Genomic DNA, 22,326 nt, shown 5'->3' with positions numbered 1-22,326 from the left:
AGCGATGCGAATTGATAAAAAGCTGAACTTTGTCACCTCAGTTAATCGTGACGACGGAGAAATAGTATACGTGCATGTTATTCCGTTACCTCACGAAGTCGTGGAAGAAAACTGCGTTCTTCTTGGTAGTCTTTTTAACAATTTCTTCTCAACGGTTGGCGCGCTGGGATCTACTCGTGTCGCGGCTATGATGCTGCGCAAGGCCATTCAGTTGGGGGAAGGGGATAACGCGAGGGGTACAGAAAAGCGCCCGACGCTTCTTGATGATATCGCACGCATGAGCACCGTCGTATGTAAAATATCCGGCGACTGGCAAAACATACCGCTGGACACCGCAGTAAGCCAGGGGGTGATAACGCCGGATGAATACCGCGAAGTTGAGGGCGAGATTGTTTTTTTTATTGTCAGCTCTGCGATACAGAAAAGCAGCTTAATACCCGGGACGATCGGGGCGGTCCTGGGTGTGTACAGTGGGCAACTTACATCGTTGAGCGCTACGGAGTACAACGCTTCTTTACCGACGTTGAAAACGGATACCGATACCCCGACCCCGAGTGTCCCGCAGGAAACATCATTTATACCGTCCTAGACTGGGCCTCTAACGAAGGTTTCAGCGCCCTGTGCCGGGAACTCGACTGCGAACGGTTCAAAAGCCCACTTCATTTTCGCCAGCGCTTTATTCTCGACGCTCTGAAACACGGAGGCTACTTCAATGTCGGCTAAGAGTATTATTGAGGTCAATCTGGATGACAGCCAGTTTCAGGATTTTCTGGCTAAATATAACGATTATCAAAAATCGCTTGAGCAGATGCCGGAGCAGTGGAGAAGTATCGCGCAGGGTATCGGAATTACTGCAAAAGAAGTGGGCGGCGCGCAAAAAGGAGCCGAGTCTGTCTCGGCGGCTTTCAATGCCGGAATAGCTGCGCTAACGGCGCTTAACGCCAGTGTTGGTGAACTTAACGGCTCACTCACTCAGTCAACTAAACGCCAGGGCGATTTTGGTAAAAAATCCCGGGATTCGGCAACTTTTTTGCGCAAAGCAAATCAGCACGCAAAAAGCCTGGCGGGGCATATTAAAAGTGCTACAGGAAGCTTGTTGTCCTGGGGGAAAATCCTCGGCATTTTTTCAGGCGTGCTGGGTGCGGGCGGACTCTTCGGCATAAATAAATTAGCTTCTGTGGCGTCGTTGCAGCGATTCAATGCGCAAGGCCTTAACACTACATCCGGCGGACTCGATGCCAGTAACATCAATTTCAACCGGATTTTAGGAAACGCAACGGCAACACTCGGCGCTATCAGAAACGCCCAGCTTGATCTCGGGCAGCGCTGGAAGTTTCAGGCGCTGGGCATAAAAAATCCAGATGCGGACCCTTCAAAAATACTGCCGGAACTATTGCGCAACGCTCGTGATATTTTTAACCAAACGGGACGCACGCAACAGGGGGCTGAGGCATACGGGCTGACAAGCTTTATGTCGATGGAAGATTTGACGCGCCTGAGTAAATACAGTGACGCCCAAATCGATGCGATGGCAAAACAGGCGACGGCGGACGCGCAGCGCCTGCAACTGACGGATAATCAACTCAGGCAGTGGCAGGACTTTAACGTACAGCTTGACCGCAGCCGGCTGAATATCCGGAGTACCTTTGTCCGGGGTCTGTTGCCGCTGGCACCGCAGCTTACGCGGTTATCATCGGCGTTCTCTGATGCCGTCAGTGCTGTAATGAAATCACCCGCGATAGGCGCGGGGATAGACTGGCTTGGCAATGCCATAAAGCGCTTCAGTAGCTATCTTTCATCGCCTGAATTCCCCCGGGATGTAAGAGACTTTATGCGCGGCGTAGCGAGCCTGGCCAGAGGAACGTCACTCTTACTGCATTTATTTGGTCTGAAGAAAGAAACAGACAGTAAAGCAGAGATCAGGCTTGCTCCCAGTTTGCTTGGTCCTGACAGGAAAGCATTTTTGAACAGCCACGGTTTAGTGCTGAATTATAGTAAGACCGCCCCTGTTTCCGAACGTAATAATAATCCGCTTAATTTGCGCCGTGCTCCCGGTGCGGTAAAACGGGATGGTTTCGCAGTTTTCAAAAATATGAATCAGGGTTTTCATGCCGCGGCGATGCAACTGGCGCGGTACGGGAGCGGGGCTACATTCGGTGCAAGGGTGGATACAATTAACGGGATTATTAAGCGCTGGGCGCCCGAATCAGATGGTAACGACACACGGTCTTATATAAATAGTGTCGTTAAAAATACCGGCTATAAAGCGGATGAGCATCTGGACCTGAGTAACCTTGACGTACTTTCAAAGTTGATCTCCGCTATGTCAAAAGTTGAAAACAACAAATCAAATTACACCCCATCCCAGGTGAAACTCATGATCGAAAATAACACCGGAGGCAGCGCCCTGGTGTCGAGCACCCAACTGAGGGGGGCGCACTGATGGCTATCTCCCGCGAGATCTACCGGCTGGGCTTCCAGATTTCGCCGGTTATTTTCTGTGATGGTATCGCTGCAGGTATTCCCGGCGGTATGTTACCTGTCGTCGCGATTACGCAAAGCGCCAGCTTTGTCAGCGGCCTGTTGAGCGGAGCATTTAACCTTACTTCACTTGATAAGTATTTCTGCCACTGGCGACCGGCGCAGGGCGGAACGCTGATCGACTATGACATCGCACGATATCCTTTTTTTAATCAGTCCGTAGCGGCCAATGCGCTACTGGCACAGCCACTACGCATTCCAATGATGATGTCCGCGCCGGTTAATGAAAATACTGGCGCAATAACAAAACTCGTTACGTTGAGTGCGCTCCAGTCAGTTATCGAGGCCCACAGTAATCTCGGGGGAACCTATGTCGTGGCTACCCCCGCCGCTTTTTACAGCGGTTGCGTGCTAAAAACCGTTTCAGACGTAACCAGCGGTAGTGAGCCATTGCCACAAAGCCAGTGGCTTTGGGATTTTGAAAAACCGCTGATAACGCAAAAAGAAGCGGCAAACGCCGTAAATAGTTTCCTGGGCAAACTTGACAGCGGGGACAAAGTTAACTCAAGCGCCTGGACTAATACGTTTTCAGCGCTGGGTAATACCGCGTTAGGGAGTGGGATATCAGGCGTTGCGGGTGACCTCTCAAACGTAGCCGGGAAGATTACGGGATTAATCGGGAGGCTGGGACTGTGACTACGGAAACCTTTCCGTTTACCGGAAACGAGAACGAAAGCCAGCATTTCAGCCCGACAATTAACGGCGAAGCGGTTAACTGCCAGATCCGCTGGAATATGTCGGCGCAGCGCTGGTACCTGGTAGTTACTGACGGTTCGGGAACACTATTGCGCACCGTCGCGCTGTCGGAGTCTGTGCGGGGGCGTGAAATCAATTTAGTTAAAGATATCTTTCCCGGTGCGTCCCTGTCGTGGCTCGCCGACACGGGAGTAATAGAGGTAACCGGCTGATGCGCTATTACGATTTGACGATACTGGATGAAAGCGGAAAAGCGATCCGTCATTACGGCAGCCTGGCGAATGGCGTTTACGACCCCGGTGCCCTAATGATCGAATTTGATATTCAGCGCTTTGGAGAATCGACGCCGCAGGGAGGCAGTCACGTCACCCTGTGGGGAATCAGTCAGAAAGAAATGCAGCAGGCTACCCAAGATTTATTTAACAAGCGTATGCGCCTGCGTGCCGGCATGTCAGCGGGGCTTCCACTGGCGAACCCCGCCCAGCAAAGCATTATTCTTGACGGCTACATCTGGCAAGTATACGGCAACTGGATAGGGACAGAAATACGCCTTGATTTCGTCGTGATGCCGGGGCCTTCCGTGGGCCAAAACGGAGCGGCATTGCCCGCTATTAATCTCACGTTACCGTGGAATAAGGGTACTGAACTTTCCGTCGCGCTGACACAATGTTTTCAGACGCTGAATAAGTTTGCTTTTGATATCAATATCAGTGACCGGCTGGTCAACAATTACGATTATCCGATGTTTTGCGGCAGCCTCAGCGAAATGGCGATATCACTTAACGCGATAAGCAAAAGTATTATCACGATGCCCGGTTATAAGGGTGTGGATATCGTGATGGTCAGCGCCGATAAAATCAGAGTATTCGATAACGCAAATCAGTTACAACTCCCGTCAACGCCGGGTAGTGCGCCTGTTACGCAAGCGAAAGGTGACAGGATCATACAAATTAACCCGGTTGATCTTGTTGGCCAGCCGACATGGGTAGGCTTTGGCACGGTCAGCGTGCAGTGTGTGCTACGTGGCGACGTAATGGTCGGCGATGCAATCCGTTTGCCGGCGCAGTCGCGCGCGACGCTGACAGATTCATCATATTCACAGTATAAAAATTCGGTAGCTTTTACCGGGGTGTTCCGCGTGTCCTCAGTGCGGATACTCGGCAACAGCAGGCAGGCGGACGGAGCCAGCTGGATGACGATTATTGAAGCTTACCCCCTGCTGGAGAAAACTGCATGAGTATTGACAGTAAGATTAATTTCAGCAGGAACATGCACGGCTTTGTCAGTGACCGGATAACTCAGGCCATGCAGATGAAGGGCAAAATTTTACCTGCGGAAGTCGTAACCCGAAATGGCAACATGATCACCGTTAAATTCCTTCTGCGCGATATTCCCTGGACGTTACCACAGGTCACGATCCCCTTATTCGGCCCACAGTACGTTCGTTATCCGATGCAAACCGGGGACCGGGGGATCGTTATTCCGGCGGATACTTATCTCGGGGGTGTGAGCGGGCAGGGGGGTGGCGTGGCGGATATGACTCCGCCCCCGAATCTCGGCGCGCTGGTGTTCCTTCCGGTTTCTAATACTGAATGGCAGAGCGTTGACCCCGATATGCTAACCGCTTATGGCCCGGAGGGTGTGACACTGCGTGATTCCAGCGCTAAAACCACGTTTATTCTGCGTCCCGACAGCATTGCTATTGTTACCCCGGATACGTTCAAAGTCAGTGCCGCCAGCTCCACGCTTACGCTAAATGCACAGGGATGGTCACTGACGGGTAGTAACGGAACCCTGGCCGACGGAGCCGCCATGACCAGCCCGGCAATTATGCAGGAGGGTTTTAGTGCGCTGGTTCAGTGGCTGAATACGCACCAGCACAGCAATGGTAATGAGGGAGCGGACACGGGCGCGCCCGTAAGTAAATTTTCCGGGGGGATAACACATTGAGAACATATGGCCGGGACAAGTCAGGAAAATGGCGGAGGGTTGAGACTGACGCTAACGGATTCGATGACAGCGTATGGTTAACGACTTTAATTCAGACGCTGAAACTGTCGCCCCAGGAATCCCCTTTTTATGCCACGCACGGTATCCCCGCGAATGGGTCAGTTATACAGCAGATACTGCCAACGTACTATGTAGACCGTATCCGGCGGCAGTTTAGCGGCAAATTTGCGTCATTAAGCATTGCCCTGACTCAGAGCGGTCCCCCCGTTTACAACATTTCAGCGATAACACAATCCGGATCAAAAATAGTAGCGGAGATAGTAACGTGAGTGACTTACCTGTTGAGTGGAACAGCTCGGGGCCGCAGGTGCAAACCGCCGCCGCGCTACGTGAAAAAATAGTCAGCATAGCAACACAACTCGCGCCCGGAATTACAACAGAACTCCCTGGCTCTTTAATCGAAGATATCGCAAGCACGAGCACTGGCGCACTGTTGATCTGCGACCAGGCCAGAGTAGATGCTATCAACTCGGTCAGCCCGCTGACAGCCAATCTTTTTGTCTTAAATTTGCTTGCTCAGCAATACGGCGTGCAGGGACAGAAAATCGCCGGATTTACCGCAGTAGACGTTACTTTTACGGGGCCTGCGGCGTTTATTATCCCCGAAGGCTTCCAGGTTTCGGACGGGAGTCACACTTTCGCATTACCCTACGCCATCGTTATTAATGCGGATGGCGAATCCGATCCGGTTACCTGTATTGCTACCGTGGGCGGTGCCTTCGCGGTGCCCGAAGGAACAGTTACGCGTATTGTAACAGGGGTTCCCGCTGGGATTACGCTAAGCTGCACGAATAAAACCCCGGGGATACCCGGCAGTGGCGCAGAGACGATCGCACAGTATCGCGCCCGCGTGTGGGACGCCGGTATCCCGACCGTACAGGGCTACCCCGGCTTTATACGTACCGCGCTGGCAAATGTGGCTAATATCAATCTTCGTCTGACAGCGGTTATTGCCGACGGCGATCGATGGGTCATTATGTGCGGGGGTGGTAATACCTACGCAATGGCAGCGGCGATTTATCAGTCGGCGGGCGACATTAGCCGGTTGAGGGGATGCGTACTTGAGGTTACTGGCATCACCTCAGCCAGCCCCGGCGTGGTAACAACTAATATCACGCACGGTTTCAGCGACGGCCAGACTGTCATTCTCAAGAGCGTAGAGGGGATGACAGGGATCAACGGTATACCGTTTAAAATCAGCGTACTGAGTCCGCACAGCTTTTCCCTTAATTCCGACACCAGCGGTGCCGGAACCTGGACGGGAGGCGGTGAAGTCACACCGAATCTGCGTAATCAGCGCGTAACGGTGACTGACTGGCCTGATACCTATCTCATACCTTTCGTTATCCCGCTCCAGCAGAGCGTTAAAATATTCTTCAAATGGCGGCCGGACGGCGTGAACTACCTCACCGCCCAAAGTGTTAATTCTGTCGTGTCCGCGCCGGTTATCGCTTACATCAATCAGCTTTACGCGGGAAAACCGCTGAATCTGAACACAGTTAAAGATATTTTTCTCAGTGCCATTTCTTCAATTCTTAACCAGGACTTAATCAGCGCGCTCGATGTCACCGTAACCGTCAACGGCGTTATAACCGCGCCGCAGGCAGGGATGGATATTATTACCGGTGACCCGTACAGCTACTGGTACATCGCGGCGGACGGGGTCACGGTAACGGAGGGGTAAACAGTGAGCGATAAAATTATCCCGGCGTATCTTTATCAGCAGTACAGCGATGACGAAAATCTACAGGCATTCATTGATACGTATAATTCGCTGGCGCAGGGTTTATACGGCTGGCTGAAAAATGCGAATCTCGCTGTTTATGCGGGTAACGGGCATGCAGGGCAGGAATTACGCTGGCTGTTGAAGGGACTGTACGGAGCAGACGCACCGATACTGATGAACCGCCGCCAGCGCAGCTATGGCGCATACAACGCGCTGGCGTTTAATCAACTGGCGATTAATGCGTGGGACGTTGTGACGTCAGATGCCGAAGTCGAAACGTCAGACGATTTGTTTAAGCGCGTAATGACGTGGAATTTTTATAAAGGTGACGGCTTTCACTTCACGATACCGTGGCTTAAACGGCGCGTACTGCGATTCCTGACTGGCGTTAATGGTGCGGACGTGGTGAACGATCAGCGCTGGAGTGTTTCAGTGCTGTTCTCTGATGCGGGCGCGGCAGTGTCAATTATCAATGGTTATCGCGAATTGACTGAAACCGCGATGCTCAATACTTCAGAATATAACTCGCGGTCTTTCAACGAAGCGAAAAGTACCCTCTATAAAGCTAACAGCTACGGCTATGCGACACTTTTTAAACAGGCGTTTGAAGGTGGCATATTGCATATGCCGTTTTATCAGCCTGTTTCGGTGACTGTTGTTGGCTGAACAGATACCCGCTCAATGTTCGAAGCGCTCAATCTTCAATCGGCTGAGAATTCAGCCGATTACCAAGACGACCGTGGGCGCACCTATCAGGTAATCAACATCCCAACCCGCCATCGAGCGGGTTTTTTTACAGGAAAAATTAATGGCACTTACATTATTAGTATCAAATAACGCGAATAGCGTTCTTGCGGCATCAATTAACGCTACATCAACCACGCTATCTGTAAACACCGGTGCAGGGGGTTTATTCCCGGCGGCGGTAGCGGGGCAAAGCTTTTTTAAGCTTACTATCATTGATGCCGCGACGGGCCAGCTTAATGAGATCGTGCACGTTACCGCCCGCAATGGCGATGTGTTTACCATTCTGCGCGGGCAGGAAGGAACGGTAGCGCGTGCGTGGTCGGCTAACGATCTGGTCGCTAATATGCTGACTGCCGGCACTATCAGGTACCTTATCGATGGGATAACCAATCTCCCGGTTGCATCACTCACTCAGGCGGGCATTACGCAACTGAGCAGCGCAACTAATAGCGACGCAGAAAACGTGGCCGCAACGCCTAAAGCGGTGAAAGATGCGCTGGCGAATGCTGTTAATATTAATAGCATTTATCCTGTCGGAATTGTGACGTGGTTCGCTCAGAATAAAGACCCGAATAAATTATTTCCCGGTACTACATGGAAATATATCGGTGAGAACCGCACGGTGCGTCTGGCCAGCGCCAACGGCAGCGATGTGATGACTACGGGCGGCTCAGATTCGGTTACTTTAACTACTGGCAATCTACCCGCACATGCGCATACATTCTCGGCTAATACCAGCACGTTTGATTACGGTACGAAATCAACTGATGCTCAGGGTAATCACAACCATACTACAGATGTAGGTGGTGTTGGTAATGAAGGGCATAGCGGGGTCTATTATCAAGGGGCCAAGGCTACGCTTTCAACAAACGATGCAGGCGAACATGTACATAATGTACATATTGGCCCTCACTCCCACACTTTTTCGGGAACCACAGATAACGTAGGTTCTGGATCTGAATTCTCTGTAGCTAACTCATTTATTAAACTGATGGGGTGGTATCGAGACGCGTAACAAGTTAAAACTAAGGCACCGCTTATCGCCTTAGTTTTTATTTTATTTCGAGGTCTTTTTATTTGTTGAATGCGATACTTTTCAATAAATCACGCACTTTTTTAGTTAGTTTTATTTCAATGTATTTATGCGATAGCCATGATGTGATTAAGGTAATGAATAATATGACTGCTATTCCAATAAGTGACTTTAATGCTCCATGTTGTACCTTTTCAGCTAAGCCAAGTATATATCCACCAAGGGGGTTGTGAATAAGATATAAAGAGAATGATATGTTACCTAACGTTATGAATATTTTTGGCGTGAACTTTAAAATAGAATCGTTTTGCAAGGAAAATAATAAGACAAGAAAGGAGAACATGATAGATGTAATTAAATTGTATTGTATAAGAAATCCTGAGGAAATCCCACCTATTGTAACTATTACGCAAGATAATAAAATATATGGGTTTTTAAGTATGGATTTGTTCTTAAAGCGGAAGTATAAAACTCCCGATAGTATTCCTATGCCGAACTCAAAGATAATAGGGTTGGTTAAAAATCGAAGTGATGCTGAGTCAAAACTATAACCCGCTGTTGATAGGGTGACACTGCCTGTTGAAAAATATGCGTAAATAGTTGGTAGCGAAAATAAAACACAAATAGCTGTGAATCGATGCTTTATTAGTAAGCATAATGAAAAAATAAAATAAAAATAAAGTTCATAATTCAGTGTCCATCTTACATTATACATTCCGCTATCAGGGATATACAACGGCGCGGGTGTGGCTACGTAAGGTTGGAAAGTCATTGCGCTGACTAAATTAGAGCTTTTTTCGGGGTGATGAAATATACTCATCGCCCCACTGGTTAAAAAAACAAATAATAAAACGACATAATAAGTAGGAAGTATCCTGGTTAGTCTGTTAGACAAGAAACTCATACTGGTTTTAGCACCACTTGGTTTATTTTCAGTAACATAAACCATTATAAAACCGCTTATCACAAAGAATAGGTCAACTCCAACCCCACCCCACCAGAATGATTTGTCAAGTATGCTACGAGCGGCACTACCAGGTGGCAGGAAGAAGCGATAATGAAATATAACAACTGATAATGCCGCTAATCCGCGTAAAATTTGAATAGATTCAAGCTTATTTTTCATTAAGAACCATCAGTGGCAATATTTTTGTCGAAATACTCTGTCGGATCAGCGTGTTTACCTCCCCCAATCATCCCACACCCGCCCCAACTTTTCACTAAACAGTTAAGATTTTTTGATGGGTGTTGGGTGGGGCTTGGTCGAGGGGTATTGACATCCTCCCCGTCCTTTAGGGCGGGGAGGATGTCAACCAGTCTGACTTCATGGAGTCAATGGGGATGTACTACAGCGGGTGGATCGCCAAAAATGCCCCTGTTGAGTCAGAAACAGTTCCTGCAGAAATCCCTCATTTCTTGGCGCAAAAAAGGCTAATTCCATTTGTTAATAAGCACTTAGGCCATCTGCAGAATATAATCCTTAAGTACAGAACAGAGAAAGGCAGTGCGGCACATGGTATCAGGGCCGAGATAATACCGAGCATATGTGATATTTATCAGATGCGCCGTAAAACCCCGTCCTTCAGGGCGGGGAGGATGTCAATCTCTCCATGTAAATCAATCAGACGCGATTCCCATTGCTCAATAATTTCACGTTTCTCTCTCAGATAATCGTAACGATCATAGTGCTTGGTCGATACCCCTGGTTTTTTGTGATTTTGTAATCTGTCGCGCATTTCTGAACTGATCCCCATATCCCCCGCCAAAGTTTTGAAGGTGCGACGAATATCTCTGGGGGTGAACTTCTCAAAACCGGTTAGTTTGCAGAATTTTCGTAACTGCTTACTATACTCAGCAGACAGCAAATGACCTTCTTTGGTATTGCCGGGGAATAGAAAAGCCGCGTCCGGGTATTTTTCCCTTTGGCGTTTCAGGATCTTCATGGCAGTTTTGTTCAGCGGAATAACGTGAAAATCACTATTTTTTGATATGTGGGGTGGTACTGTCAGAGTCATGTTTTTCTCATCCCACTGGTCGCTGGTATTGGTCATTATCTCCCACGGACGCTGACCGGCGCTAAAGATACACAACAAGAGCAGTTGAGCGAAGTCAGGATGTATGGGACAAGCTGATTCAGGTACTGTGAGCAATTGCAATAGCTCACTGAGTTCGTCCCATGACAAAAAACGATCCAGAGCCTTATCTGCGCCCTTTTGTGGTGGAATGACGCTTACCGGGTTTCGGTCAAGCCCGTAAATGGTTTTACCATTGATGTTCGCCGGATCGTTATCAGCGAACAGCCCAAAATTGAATACAGCATGCAGGTTAGCTCTGACCTTATTTGCTCCGGCATTCGCTCCACGCTCTATGAACTCAGCAAGGACATGTTTAATCTGAACTGGTGTGATTTCTTTCGCAGGCGTAGCAGGGTCAATGTACTTACTGGCTAACACCTGGTTGAGCCTGCTGTTTGTTTTGTCATAAGAGCGATGTCCTAGCTTTTTCTGGGCGATGATGTAATCGTCAAACAGTTGTTTTATAGTTGCATGCTCTGCAATAGACTTTTCTGGCGCGGTGAGATTTGCGGCTGCGGTGAGGGATTTTGCTGTTGCTTCAGCGAGAGTTATGGCGGGATAATCTCCCAGCGAAAGGAATTTGCGAGCACCATCCTTATGGTACTTGTAAACAAAAACCTTTCTGCCGGAAGGGTAGATTTTCAGGCCCAAGCGACCTGTACCTCTGGTGGCTGATGCCTGCCACACGTAGTACGCTTGCTCTTTGGGCTTGATACCTTTGATCTTGCTGTCTGTGAGTAGTATTCCTGCCATTACGGGTGCTCTTACGGGTGTCGTTATGACGAAATACTATGCTATGGGGTGAAATCAGACAACATCTAAAATTGCTTATAAAACAAAATGTTGAAATTGAGTGAAACCACTTGTTATCAATTAAAACAATAAGTTATTGCCCTTCTAAGCCGTAGGTCACAGGTTCGAATCCTGTAGGGCGTGCCATCTTTTGTTCTATTAACATCCGTTCTAGTCTACTTTTTCCTTTTAAATCAGAATATAACACTTCTATGTGGTCCAGTTTGGTCCAAGGTCACCTATTGCGTTCTTATTTCAATTGGGGGCAGGATAGGGGGCATTGCTAGGTTCAATCAACTGGATGCCCCCAAATGAAGCTTACAGCTCGACAAATCGACTCTGCGAAGCCTAAGGAAAAATCATACAAGCTTGCCGATGGTGGTGGTATGTATCTGGAAATTTTTCCCAATGGAACAAAAAGTTGGAGACTTAAGTATCGGATTTTAGGTAAAGAAAAACGTGTAGTCTTTGGCACCTATCCAATACTTACCCTTGCTGAAGCAAGGATCAAACGATCTGAAGCTAAGAAACTCCTGTCTGAAGGTGGCGATCCAAGCCAGCAAAAACAGGATATCAAAGCAGCGAAGATTATGGCTGTAAGCAACAGCTTTGAACTAATTGCCATTGAATGGCATGAACATAAGAAACCTTCCTGGTCTGAGGGCTATGCTGATGACATTCTTGAATACCTGAGGAAGGATGTCTTTCCCTACATAGGTAGAAGACCTGTTGCTGAGATCAATGCTAAGGAAATGCTCGATGTTCTTCGTAAAATGGAAAATCGTGGTGTTCTTGATAAGCTGAAGAAAACTCGCCAGGCATGTCGTCAAATCTTCACATATGCAGTCATTTCTGGCAGAGCAGAGCATAATCCAGTCTCAGATCTGGTAGGTGTGCTGAAAGCACCAAAACAAAAACATTTTCCACATCTTTCAGTAAATGAACTGGGTGAGTTCCAAAGGCACCTGGAGAACTATTCGGGAAGTAAAATCACTCAAATCGCTACTCAACTTCTTATGCTTACTGGACTCAGGACGATTGAGCTTCGTTCAGCAGAATGGACAGAAATTGATTTCGAAAAACGACTGTGGCAGATACCAGTGGCTCGTATGAAGATGAAAAGACCTCATATTGTTCCTCTATCCCAGCAATCAATTGGTCTTTTGGAAGAGTTAAAAAGTTATACTGGCGGATTCAGATTTATTTTTCCCGGCAGAAATGACTCACGAAAAAGCATGAGTGAAGCCAGTATCAATCAGGTAATCAAAAAGATCGGCTATGCAGGAAGGGCTACAGGACATGGCTTTCGACATACTTTAAGCACGATTTTGCATGAGCAAGGTTTTGAAAGTGCATGGATAGAGACACAGCTTGCTCATGCCGACAGAAATACTATTCGTGGCACCTACAACCATGCTCAATATCTGGAAGGTCGTCGTGAAATGATGCAATGGTATGCCGACTATCTCAATAAATTAAAAATTGAATCTAAGCTCGGAAAGGTGAAGCAATGAAGGTGAACGAGATCAACAGAGAGCTTCAGTCATGGTTCAATATTGAAAATTATCAGGATGTAGAAAAATTATCTTTGAGGGAGTTTTATAAAGAATTTCAAGTCAGGAGGAATATATTTGAAGGAATGGACTTCTTTGAAGGAGATGATACTACATTCGAAATGATCTTAGATGGAAAACCCTTAATCAGTCAAACAATGAATATGGGAGGGTTATCTAACCACAATAACAGCCATATTCATCAGGTAAGTTTTAGACAAATTGAAAGTTTAAAGAGAAATCTTGAGTTTTTTGCTCCTGATTCTTTTGTAAAAGGAACGGGAGAACTTAAAAACGAAATCAAGTCTCAGCCTATAACTTCTATTATGAAAGATGTAATAAGAAAGGATAGTGATAATAGGCTGTTCATATCATTCGACATTAAAAACTCCTCCGATGAAGAAATTATAAATGCACTAAAGGTTATGCTTCCTGTTTGGAGGGACGATTATCAGATTAAAGAAAGCAAAATTGAAAAATTTGGATTGGCTAAAATCATCAAGCTTATAGATTATCGAATACTACCCATGATGGACTTACTTCTGTGGGCCAAGTTTAAAAAAATAGCCTTAACGAATACCGTTCTATCAAGGATTCTTTACCCAAGATTAACAGATGAGATTCGAGGAGAAGAACAACTAAAGGAAACTGATCGTCCTTTAGCTGAGAAAGCATTGTCTGGAGAGACATGCAAAAGCATTGAGAATTTTATAAATAAAAACAATCATATGGAGGGAATTCCTCTTAGTGGACTCAGAAGTTTACTGTAAGTGATTTCATGTTTAAATTAAATTTGCAAGGGGGAGATAAAATTAATTTTTTTCCTCCCCCTTTTTTCCAAGCGATTAACGCATAGAATTCTATATACCAAAACTCCCTTCATTAGCCTATCTGCTGGGTATTAGTATCAACTCATCGACCAGACGAGGAGATACAATCATGAATACAGCAACTCCAAGCACCACACGACTCATCCGCTTACCTGAAGTGCTACATAAAACTGGTTACAAGAAAGCATGGATTTACCGATTGATTTCTGAAAATAGATTCTCTAAACCTATCAAATTAGGTTCAAGAGCTGTGGTTTTTATTGAGACCGAGATCGAACAGTGGATTTTAGAAAGGGTTATTGAGTCTCGTAAATAAATATTATTTTGTAAAGTTTAAATGCAAAGGTAGGTGCATATTTTACTAAATTTTTTACAAAAAAATCGTACCTCTTTTTTTTAAAAGGTTTCGAGATGCTCTTCAAAATATCGGGTATGGATACCCGTAAAACGCCGGCTTTAGGATTGTCAGAACTAGGTTTTTTAGTCGCGGGGTGCACACTATCCCGTAACGACCTTAATCGTCGTCGCAACGAGGATAAAAAGATGAAAAAGACAACGCTGGCATTCGTGATTTCACTGTTTACCGCTAACGCGCTGTTTGCCACCAGCAGCCGGGCTGACGGGCCACAGCATGACCAGGACCCGCGCTGGCAGCCTTCACACGGTCAGGATAATCACCGTGGTTCACAACCGGGGGCGGGGCACGACAACCGTCCGGCGGTTCATGCGCAGCCAGTTGATGCCAGGGAGCACCATCAGCCGCCGCGTGGTCATTATCAGGAGCGTGACCATTTTGCCTGGCAGGGCCATGATTTTCGGCGTGGCCATCCTGTGCCGCCAGACTATCGGGATGGTTACCGGGTGGATGACTGGCGCGAACGCGGGTTACGCCAGCCGCCGGAAGGTGAACACTGGGCATATATTGACGGTAACTATGTGCTGATTGCTGCCGCGACCGGCATCATTACCTCGATTATTCTCAGCAGCGCGCTGCATCACTGATTATCCATCGGCGCCCGGTGGAACCGGGCGCCGATGCTGAGGACGCTATCTTCTCCTGTCCGAAGCGTTTTTTCTTTTACCTTCCCTGTTATCTCATGGTAGTTACCGCGCGCAGTCAACCCGCCAGGGATGATGAGCATCAGCAGATAACGTTATTTAACTGCGGAATTTCTCTGCCTGTTGGGTTGCAGAAGTTTGATCTTGTTCGCAGAATGTAAATTAGCTGTTATGTCCGGATGTTAGTCTGAACATGTTACCGTTAACATATTACGCGTAACGGTGTTAAAGCTGTCTACACTTCAACCACCTGACAGGGGTCTCCGGTAGCAAAAGCCGGGAACATATAAAACAGGGGCAACGCGCCACGGCCCATTGCGGAGAGGAAATTATGCCATTAGTCATTGTTGCGATTGGCGTTGCATTACTGCTGGTCCTGATGATCAGATTCAAGCTGAATGGTTTTATTGCGCTGATACTGGTGGCGCTTGCAGTGGGCATACTGCAGGGAATGCCAGTAAATAAAGTGATTGGTTCAATTAAAAATGGTGTCGGTGGAACGCTGGGCAGTCTGGCCCTGATTATGGGATTCGGCGCGATGCTGGGTAAATTACTGGCCGATTGCGGCGGGGCGCAACGTATTGCCACCACGCTTATCGATAAGTTTGGTCAGCGTCGGATACAGTGGGCAATTGTACTAACCGGTTTTACCGTCGGCTTTGCGCTGTTTTATGAAGTGGGTTTTGTGCTGATGCTTCCGCTGGTGCTGACTATTGCCGCTACAGCCCGGGTTCCGTTACTGTATGTTGGCGTACCGATGGCCGCCGCATTGTCTGTCACCCATGGTTTTTTGCCCCCGCATCCCGGCCCGACGGCCATTGCCACATTGTTCCATGCCGATATGGGTAAAACATTGTTGTATGGCACGCTGCTGGGGATACCAACGGTTATTCTCGCCGGTCCGGTTTATACCCGCTTCCTTAAAAGTATCGATAAACCGATCCCTGAAGGGTTGTACAACCCGAAAAAGTTTAGTGAAGAAGAGATGCCTGGCTTTGGTGTCAGCGTCTGGACGGCACTGGTTCCGGTTATTCTGATGGCATTGCGGGCGATTGCGGAAATGATGCTGCCGAAGGGGCATCCGTTTCTTGCCTGGGCGGAATTTTTCGGTGACCCGATTATGGCGACCTTAATCGCGGTGCTGATCGCAATTTTTACCTTTGGCCTGAATCGCGGCCGCACCATGGATCAGATCACCGATACCCTGGTGGATTCCATTAAAATCATCGCCATGATGCTGCTAATTATTGGTGGTGGCGGAGCATTTAAACAGGTGCTGGTTGATAGCGGGCTGGATAAATACATTGCTGGTCTGATGGAGGGCAGTAATGTTTCTCCTCTGCTGATGGCCTGGTCGATTGCAGCCGCTTTGAGAATCGCGCTGGGTTCGGCTACGGTGGCAGCAATTACTGCGGGTGGTATTGTTGCCCCGCTGATTGCCACCAGTGGCGCCAGCCCGGAGCTGATGGTGATTGCGGTGGGGTCTGGTAGCGTGATTTTCTCACATGTTAACGACCCGGGCTTCTGGCTGTTCAAAGAGTATTTTAACCTGAGTATTGGTGAAACGATGCGTTCCTGGTCCGGACTGGAGACGGTGATTGCCGTTTGTGGTCTGATTGGCACCCTGCTACTGCAATACGTTGTCTGACCGCCAGGCGTGCGGCATTGTCCGCACGCTGTTCCCCTCCGGTTGCTTCTTATCAAATCTGTGCGGCGTTGTTTCACCTGCTGATGAAAAACTTTGTTGTCTGCCCTGTAAAAAAAAGGCGCGCTCTGCCGATAACGGCAATTGATAGGAAGAAAAGTATTTCATCATTATTTCGTGTCCTGTTTCAGGTTTGACGACAATTTTGGGATGGCGTGCAACATGGAAACTGAGCAGAAGAGTAAGGAGCTGAGCGAGCCGGAAAGTGAAAGCAGCATTCCCATGCTGGCGATGAAAGGCATTCCGCAGGAAATACTGGCGCTGGGCAGCCGGCTTGCGGACACCAAATATCAGATAGATTTGTTGGGAAAAAGCGGCTGGGGATGTCTGACGGCCAATCTGCACGGGCTGGAAACCAGTGGTGAATGGGATGGCCCGGATGATGCTCTGACCTTTTTTAGCAAAATATTTCCATTTGCCCCGCAGCCTGTCAACAGCGAAAGCATGGGGGTTTTTCAGGTGCCTACCGGGCGGGTGATTGGCCGTAGCTGGCGCTGGTGGCCGGAGCATCTTAATGCCAACAGCGAAGCCCGGCTGGCTGCGCATCTTAGCAGCCAGCATGCCGCGGATAGTACATCGTATTTTTTTATTCCTCAGCTGGCGGTGGTGCTGGCCGTTGAAGGGCAGAATCGGGTCAGCTACTGCCGGGAAAAACAGATCCCCAATATTATGGCCAGGGTGAGTAAGCTGGACTATCCACCCGCTGATCGGATGCGTATTTACCATGTGATGCGCGGTAATACCCGGCAAAGCTGGGTAGTGTTACATGACCGCTATTTACAGCTGTTGCAGTGGCCACGTATCACGCTGCCGGCACTGGCCACTTATGGGGTACATAGTCACCACTGGCCAGCGCATTTTCCAGCGGTCAGGCACATCTTTGATGAGCTGTACGCGCCACAGCAGCTTGAAAACTTTCTGGCTCCTTGTTTGGATCTCAATGCCATTGGCGAAAAAATAGTACGAAAGCAGGAAGAGGCGCGGCTGGCGGCGCAACCGGTAAGTATGGCGCTGACCGATATGCCGGTTGCGAATATCTGGCCAATTAGTCTGACAACGCTGTTTATTTTTATGCTGTCATTGCTGCTGGTGGGAATGACCATGGGCAACGGTATGGCGGGTAAAGTCAGTCTGATTACGGCCGGTGCGTCCGCCAGTATTTTACTGTTTCTGATGACACCGATTCTGGTTGTCAGCAGGCGTATGCGCCGGGAGGCGGTGACACCATACCCCAGTGAGGACCTGAGCAAAGCCCCGTCATCCGGTACGGCTGAAGGATGAGTGCCGCTGGACATAAAGAGGTAACTCAGACAGGCCAGGGCGTTGTGCCGCTGGCCTTATAAAGATCAGTGGGGCTGCTCAAATCCTGCTTTGACCATCTGGTCACGCAGAGCACCGGCAATATGCCGGTTGCCGCCGGTAACCGGGAAGATGACATTATTAATCACATCATCAAGATAATGTTCAGCAAAGTCCTGACGGGTCAGTGGCCGGCCACCTTCATCATTAATCGCGATGAAGCCATGAATATGACCGCTTTCTGTTTCCTGTGCTTTCAGGCTGTAACGGCCCATCCGGGTATCGATAGTGCTCATATCTCCTCCTGTTCGTCAGATGATATTCACTCTGACTGTCGTTGGTCGTTTACTTTTCCAAGTCTGAAGATAAAAGTGTAGTCCGACTGGCAGGGTGTGTCTGCCAACCAGCCCATCTTTGGTCATCAGGGTAAATACGGCACTATCGCGTATTGAATTTTTGTCGCTTGCTGATGGATTACGTTATTGGAAAGTGCGCTGCATCGCTGCCGGAACGGCTGGTCAAAAAGCGCGTGCGGCAGAATAAATATCTTTTCCTATACTTATGCAGCCGGTGATGCAGAAAAGCGCACACTGGCTATCAATACTGACTGGAAAGGATAGATGAGGGAGACAATGAAAATTATACTCTGGATTATCGCCATCATTTTTATCGTGGGGCTGCTGACCATTACTGGCGTGTTTAAGCTACTGTTCTGATTTAATTTCGCTCAAAGCGGCCCTGTACACATTGTCATCCTGTTCCGGGCTGCTTATCTGCAGGTTTTCGCTTGCCATCTGCGGCAAAAGATTCCAATCCCCGGCGGTTAACGGTTTTTGACAGCAGGCACAGACAGCGCTATGGATATAGCCACGTTGCTGATCTCTGAGAAACACTAATCGGCTGCTTCCGCAGCGGCGGCATGATAATTTCATACTGAAACGGCCCCCGGATTGAAAAAATAAGAACTATCCTATCAGATAGCGCCTAAATACTTAAACATTATTTAATAGTAACGCGATGTTTATTTTTATGTTTTTATATTATTCAATGAGTTATATATTTTTTGGTATTCATGATTCTGACTAATTAACCGTGATGGAAACAGGATGGCAAGGCGGTTTGGTCATTTTTAACGTGTAAAATAAGGTAAAAGGTCTGAATGGCGATGGGAATAAGTTGAACCGGCTTAAAAATTGGTTAATTCTGTCGTGCCCGGGGAGCTGACTGATTAACCCTCATGGCGCTGATTCCATTTTAACCGGTATAAAACTTGCTATCGTGAAACGTTATATTATTGCTACTTTTCTGGTTATTGTACCCGGCGTGCAGGCGGCCAACGACGCCAGCCATAACGCGTCGGGAACAATCAAAGGTCTCTGGTCTGATTTTACCGGGGGTATCAGTCAGACCTGGCAGCAACCTCAGCATGTCGATCTCTATATTCCAGCCATTACCTGGCATAATCGTCTGACCTACGATCGGGAGCATACCGACCGCTACAACGAGCGCCCCTGGGGTGCCGGTGGCGGTGTTTCTCGTTTTGATGATAATGGCAACTGGCACGGTCTTTACCTGATGGCGTTTAAAGATTCCTTCAATAAATGGGAACCGATTGGAGGCTATGGCTGGGAAAAGATCTGGCGTCCGCTTGAGGATGATAATTTCAGGCTTGGCGCCGGTTATACGGTAGGCGCCACAATGCGTGATAACTGGAAATACATCCCGGTTCCGGTGTTGTTGCCATTGTTTTCAGTGGGTTATGGGCCAGCCACCTTTCAGATGACCTATATTCCTGGCACTTATAATAATGGTAATGTATATTTTGCCTGGTTACGCTGGCAGTTTTGAACTGTCTGACGGCAGATAAGTGGGTGCCTCAGGCGAAAAAAACAGTATTTATCACTTTTTTGCGATTCATTACTGGACAAAAGCCAGCCAACTTGCTGTACTAGTAAGTGACACAAACGAGTGTCCATTTTTCAAGTAAAGGTAATATTGATGTCCAAGATTAAAGGTAGCGTTAAGTGGTTTAATGAGTCCAAAGGATTTGGTTTCATTACTCCGGAAGATGGTAGCAAAGACGTGTTCGTTCACTTCTCTGCCATCCAGAGCAACGGTTTCAAAACTCTGGCTGAAGGTCAGCGTGTTGAGTTTGAAATCACTAACGGCGCCAAAGGCCCTTCTGCTGCTAACGTTACCGCTCTGTAAGTTATCAGTCAGATTCCGAAAACCCGCTTCCGGCGGGTTTTTTTATGTCTGTTATTGACCACGTGGCTTGTCAACTGTAGTTGTTTTGCCGTATCCGCTGCGGCGGCGTTGCATGCGGTGAACGCTACCCTGATGCAGCGGCAAGGTTTATCTGCAATGCGATAGCGTAAAGTCCACGGCTTTACTTCACTTCCATTCCTTTAGCCTGCATATCCGCGTGATAAGACGAACGGACAAAAGGCCCGCAGGCGGCATGGGTAAAGCCCATGGCCAGCGCTTCCTGCTTCATCTCATCAAACTCAGCCGGGCTGACGTAACGCTGAACCGGCAGGTGATGACGGCTGGGCTGTAAGTATTGTCCCAGCGTCAGCATGGTAACGCCATGGCGACGTAAATCACGCATGACCTCAATAATCTCGCTGTTGGTTTCACCCAGGCCGACCATTAAACCGGATTTGGTTGGCAGCGTCGGGTGCGCCTGTTTAAAACGCTCCAGCAGCTTCAGGGACCAGTTATAATCCGCGCCGGGGCGAACCTGCCGGTAAACGCGCGGCACGTTTTCCAGATTGTGGTTAAAGACATCCGGCGGTGAGGCATTAAGAATTTCCAGCGCGCGATCCATCCGTCCGCGGAAGTCCGGTACCAGGGTTTCAATTTTGATGGCTGGATTTTTCTCGCGGATTGCGCTGATGCAGTCGGCGAAATGTTGGGCACCGCCGTCACGTAAATCATCACGGTCAACCGAGGTGATAACCACGTAGCGCAGCCCCATATCGGCAATAGTCTGGGCCAGTTTAAGCGGTTCGTTGGCATCGGGGGCCACCGGCCGGCCATGGGCGACATCGCAGAACGGGCAGCGGCGGGTGCAGATGGCACCGAGTATCATAAAGGTGGCGGTACCATGGTTAAAACATTCTGCCAGGTTAGGGCATGAGGCTTCTTCACAAACTGAGTGCAGGCCGTTTTTACGCATTGCAGCTTTAATGCCCTGGATGCGGCTGGAATCAGCAGGCAGTTTAATTTTCATCCATTCGGGTTTGCGTAGCAGTTCCTGGCGTTCACTTACCACGGTTTTTACCGGGATTAACGCCATTTTATCCGCATCGCGGTATTTTACCCCGCGTTCCATCTGAATTGGTTTACTCATAGTATTACAAGTCCCGATTTGGCATGCGCTGTTTCCACAGGGCGAAAAACTGGTCGCTAAGCAGGTTTCAACTTTTTTTATAAAAGCGCAAAAATTATATCATTGTCGCCAGGCACTTTCAGCCTGAATGGGGTATTTAATGTTGCATAATTGTAAAGCCTGGCGGCCAGCGTGCCTTAAAACGGCAGGCCATCGTGCTGCCAGCGCAGTGAACTAACGTTCAGCTGTTTCGCGAAGGTAGTCACCAGCAATGGCTGCACATCCGACAGCGTAATGCCGGGAACAAAATCGCTGATTTGAGTCATTTCCAGACCAGAATAACCGCACGGATTTATTCTCAGAAAAGGGGAAAGGTCCATGTTGACGTTAAGTGCCAGGCCGTGAAACGAACAGCTGTTGCGAATACGCAGCCCCAGCGAACAAATCTTGCGATGGTTAACATATACCCCTGGCGCATCGGCCCGGGCGGCGGCGGGTATCTGCCAGTGCATCAGGAGATGGATAACCGTCTCTTCCAGCGCGCTGACCAGTTGGCGCACACCCAGTTTCCGGCGTTTCAGATTGATAAGCACATACATGACCTGCTGGCCCGGACCGTGGTAAGTCACCTGACCACCGCGGTCACTCTGCATTACCGGGATGTCGCCAGGGGTCAACAAGTGTTCTGCTTTTCCTGCCTGACCCTGGGTAAACACAGGGGGATGCTCCACCAGCCAGATTTCATCGGCGCTATGTGCATGGCGTCGATCGGTGAAGCGATGCATGGCATCGGAAACAGGCGCCCAGGGTTGTAGCCCCAGCGGGCGAACGATCAGAGAGTTGTCCTGCAAAGCGGATATCCGTCAGGAAGTCATAAAGCGGCAGTATAACGCCGGCAGGGCTGAGGAACCAGCGCGGCTACCGGC

The 22,326-nt window shown here is 48.5% G+C and carries 25 protein-coding genes; 19 read left to right on the top strand and 6 right to left on the bottom strand.

What is annotated here, in order from left to right; genetic code table 11:
• Window positions 1–4 precede the first annotated feature (4 nt).
• From BL249_RS08555 to BL249_RS08505, 10 genes are all read left to right on the top strand, one after another.
• Window positions 5–589 (top strand): hypothetical protein, encoded by a 585-nt coding sequence (locus BL249_RS08555; protein ID WP_099707104.1) that lies wholly within the window; start codon window positions 5–7, stop codon window positions 587–589.
• Window positions 590–808: 219 nt separating this feature from the next.
• Complete coding sequence (locus tag BL249_RS08550; RefSeq protein ID WP_143354809.1) at window positions 809–2,443, top strand: hypothetical protein; 1,635 nt, start codon at window positions 809–811, stop codon at window positions 2,441–2,443.
• A complete protein-coding gene (locus tag BL249_RS08545; protein WP_099707102.1) occupies window positions 2,443–3,177 on the top strand; it encodes a hypothetical protein in 735 nt (244 codons plus the stop codon). The genes BL249_RS08550 and BL249_RS08545 overlap by 1 nt, the downstream gene beginning before the upstream one ends.
• Complete coding sequence (locus BL249_RS08540; protein WP_099707101.1) at window positions 3,174–3,449, top strand: hypothetical protein; 276 nt, start codon at window positions 3,174–3,176, stop codon at window positions 3,447–3,449. Before BL249_RS08545 ends, BL249_RS08540 begins: the two co-directional genes overlap by 4 nt.
• Complete coding sequence (locus tag BL249_RS08535) at window positions 3,449–4,474, top strand: hypothetical protein (RefSeq protein WP_099707100.1); 1,026 nt, start codon at window positions 3,449–3,451, stop codon at window positions 4,472–4,474. The genes BL249_RS08540 and BL249_RS08535 overlap by 1 nt, the downstream gene beginning before the upstream one ends.
• The gene (locus tag BL249_RS08530) at window positions 4,471–5,187 is read left to right on the top strand and encodes a hypothetical protein (protein WP_099707099.1); all 717 of its coding nucleotides are present in this window, start codon (window positions 4,471–4,473) and stop codon (window positions 5,185–5,187) included. Before BL249_RS08535 ends, BL249_RS08530 begins: the two co-directional genes overlap by 4 nt.
• Window positions 5,184–5,516: a hypothetical protein gene (locus BL249_RS19230; RefSeq protein ID WP_099707098.1), complete on the top strand. Its 333-nt coding sequence runs from the start codon at window positions 5,184–5,186 to the stop codon at window positions 5,514–5,516. Before BL249_RS08530 ends, BL249_RS19230 begins: the two co-directional genes overlap by 4 nt.
• Window positions 5,513–6,931 carry a ubiquitin-activating E1 FCCH domain-containing protein gene (locus BL249_RS08520; protein ID WP_099707097.1) on the top strand — a complete coding sequence of 473 codons (1,419 nt, stop codon included), beginning with the start codon at window positions 5,513–5,515 and terminating at the stop codon, window positions 6,929–6,931. The genes BL249_RS19230 and BL249_RS08520 overlap by 4 nt, the downstream gene beginning before the upstream one ends.
• Window positions 6,932–6,934: 3 nt before the next feature.
• Window positions 6,935–7,639, top strand: a complete 705-nt coding sequence (locus BL249_RS08515; RefSeq protein WP_099707096.1) for a hypothetical protein — start codon at window positions 6,935–6,937, stop codon at window positions 7,637–7,639.
• 142 nt (window positions 7,640–7,781) lie between these two features.
• Window positions 7,782–8,735 (top strand): phage tail protein, encoded by a 954-nt coding sequence (locus BL249_RS08505; RefSeq protein ID WP_241898862.1) that lies wholly within the window; start codon window positions 7,782–7,784, stop codon window positions 8,733–8,735.
• 58 nt (window positions 8,736–8,793) lie between these two features.
• Here BL249_RS08505 and BL249_RS08500 read toward each other — a convergent pair whose 3' ends face one another.
• Both BL249_RS08500 and BL249_RS08495 read right to left on the bottom strand, forming a co-directional pair.
• Window positions 8,794–9,879: an acyltransferase family protein gene (locus BL249_RS08500; RefSeq protein ID WP_099707095.1), complete on the bottom strand. Its 1,086-nt coding sequence runs from the start codon at window positions 9,877–9,879 to the stop codon at window positions 8,794–8,796.
• Between the two features lie 430 nt (window positions 9,880–10,309).
• Window positions 10,310–11,581: a tyrosine-type recombinase/integrase gene (locus BL249_RS08495; protein WP_099707094.1), complete on the bottom strand. Its 1,272-nt coding sequence runs from the start codon at window positions 11,579–11,581 to the stop codon at window positions 10,310–10,312.
• Between the two features lie 350 nt (window positions 11,582–11,931).
• Between BL249_RS08495 and BL249_RS08490 the strand changes: the two genes are divergently transcribed.
• The 5 genes from BL249_RS08490 to gntT all read left to right on the top strand — a co-directional run bounded on the left by BL249_RS08490 (window position 11,932) and on the right by gntT (window position 16,710).
• Window positions 11,932–13,134 carry a tyrosine-type recombinase/integrase gene (locus tag BL249_RS08490; RefSeq protein WP_099707093.1) on the top strand — a complete coding sequence of 401 codons (1,203 nt, stop codon included), beginning with the start codon at window positions 11,932–11,934 and terminating at the stop codon, window positions 13,132–13,134.
• On the top strand, window positions 13,131–13,943 hold the full coding sequence (locus tag BL249_RS08485) for a DUF6387 family protein (RefSeq protein ID WP_099707092.1): 813 nt from the start codon (window positions 13,131–13,133) through the stop codon (window positions 13,941–13,943). The genes BL249_RS08490 and BL249_RS08485 overlap by 4 nt, the downstream gene beginning before the upstream one ends.
• A 169-nt stretch (window positions 13,944–14,112) precedes the next feature.
• Entirely contained in the window at window positions 14,113–14,319 is a 207-nt protein-coding gene (locus BL249_RS08480) for a helix-turn-helix transcriptional regulator (protein ID WP_099707091.1), read from the top strand.
• 227 nt (window positions 14,320–14,546) lie between these two features.
• The gene (locus tag BL249_RS08475; RefSeq protein ID WP_099707090.1) at window positions 14,547–15,005 is read left to right on the top strand and encodes an RcnB family protein; all 459 of its coding nucleotides are present in this window, start codon (window positions 14,547–14,549) and stop codon (window positions 15,003–15,005) included.
• Window positions 15,006–15,393: 388 nt separating this feature from the next.
• Complete coding sequence (gene gntT / locus BL249_RS08470) at window positions 15,394–16,710, top strand: gluconate transporter (protein WP_099707089.1); 1,317 nt, start codon at window positions 15,394–15,396, stop codon at window positions 16,708–16,710.
• On the opposite strand, the gene BL249_RS18735 is transcribed toward gntT, so the two are convergent.
• Window positions 16,690–16,878 (bottom strand): hypothetical protein, encoded by a 189-nt coding sequence (locus tag BL249_RS18735; RefSeq protein WP_143354808.1) that lies wholly within the window; start codon window positions 16,876–16,878, stop codon window positions 16,690–16,692. The two genes, gntT and BL249_RS18735, sit on opposite strands and share 21 nt — an antisense overlap.
• Window positions 16,879–16,929: 51 nt before the next feature.
• Here BL249_RS18735 and BL249_RS08465 point away from each other — a divergent pair, with 51 nt between their 5' ends.
• A complete protein-coding gene (locus tag BL249_RS08465) occupies window positions 16,930–18,048 on the top strand; it encodes a hypothetical protein (RefSeq protein ID WP_099707088.1) in 1,119 nt (372 codons plus the stop codon).
• A 65-nt stretch (window positions 18,049–18,113) separates the two neighbouring features.
• Here BL249_RS08465 and BL249_RS08460 read toward each other — a convergent pair whose 3' ends face one another.
• On the bottom strand, window positions 18,114–18,362 hold the full coding sequence (locus BL249_RS08460; RefSeq protein ID WP_099707087.1) for a hypothetical protein: 249 nt from the start codon (window positions 18,360–18,362) through the stop codon (window positions 18,114–18,116).
• Window positions 18,363–18,686: 324 nt separating this feature from the next.
• Between BL249_RS08460 and BL249_RS19480 the strand changes: the two genes are divergently transcribed.
• From BL249_RS19480 to cspE, 3 genes are all read left to right on the top strand, one after another.
• Window positions 18,687–18,782, top strand: coding sequence for a hypothetical protein (locus BL249_RS19480; RefSeq protein ID WP_446717719.1), 96 nt, complete (start codon window positions 18,687–18,689; stop codon window positions 18,780–18,782).
• Between the two features lie 562 nt (window positions 18,783–19,344).
• A complete protein-coding gene (gene pagP, locus BL249_RS08450) occupies window positions 19,345–19,914 on the top strand; it encodes a lipid IV(A) palmitoyltransferase PagP (RefSeq protein ID WP_446717718.1) in 570 nt (189 codons plus the stop codon).
• 150 nt (window positions 19,915–20,064) lie between these two features.
• Complete coding sequence (cspE, locus tag BL249_RS08445) at window positions 20,065–20,274, top strand: transcription antiterminator/RNA stability regulator CspE (protein ID WP_139356369.1); 210 nt, start codon at window positions 20,065–20,067, stop codon at window positions 20,272–20,274.
• Window positions 20,275–20,455: 181 nt separating this feature from the next.
• Here cspE and lipA read toward each other — a convergent pair whose 3' ends face one another.
• Both lipA and lipB read right to left on the bottom strand, forming a co-directional pair.
• Window positions 20,456–21,421 carry a lipoyl synthase gene (lipA, locus tag BL249_RS08440; protein ID WP_099707084.1) on the bottom strand — a complete coding sequence of 322 codons (966 nt, stop codon included), beginning with the start codon at window positions 21,419–21,421 and terminating at the stop codon, window positions 20,456–20,458.
• Between the two features lie 176 nt (window positions 21,422–21,597).
• Window positions 21,598–22,251 carry a lipoyl(octanoyl) transferase LipB gene (gene lipB, locus BL249_RS08435; protein ID WP_099707083.1) on the bottom strand — a complete coding sequence of 218 codons (654 nt, stop codon included), beginning with the start codon at window positions 22,249–22,251 and terminating at the stop codon, window positions 21,598–21,600.
• Window positions 22,252–22,326: the final 75 nt, after the last annotated feature.

It is taken from the genome of Erwinia sp. OLFS4 (assembly GCF_002752165.1).
Classification (GTDB): Bacteria; Pseudomonadota; Gammaproteobacteria; order Enterobacterales; family Enterobacteriaceae; genus Izhakiella.
This window is presented reverse-complemented; position numbering and strand designations above follow the sequence as displayed.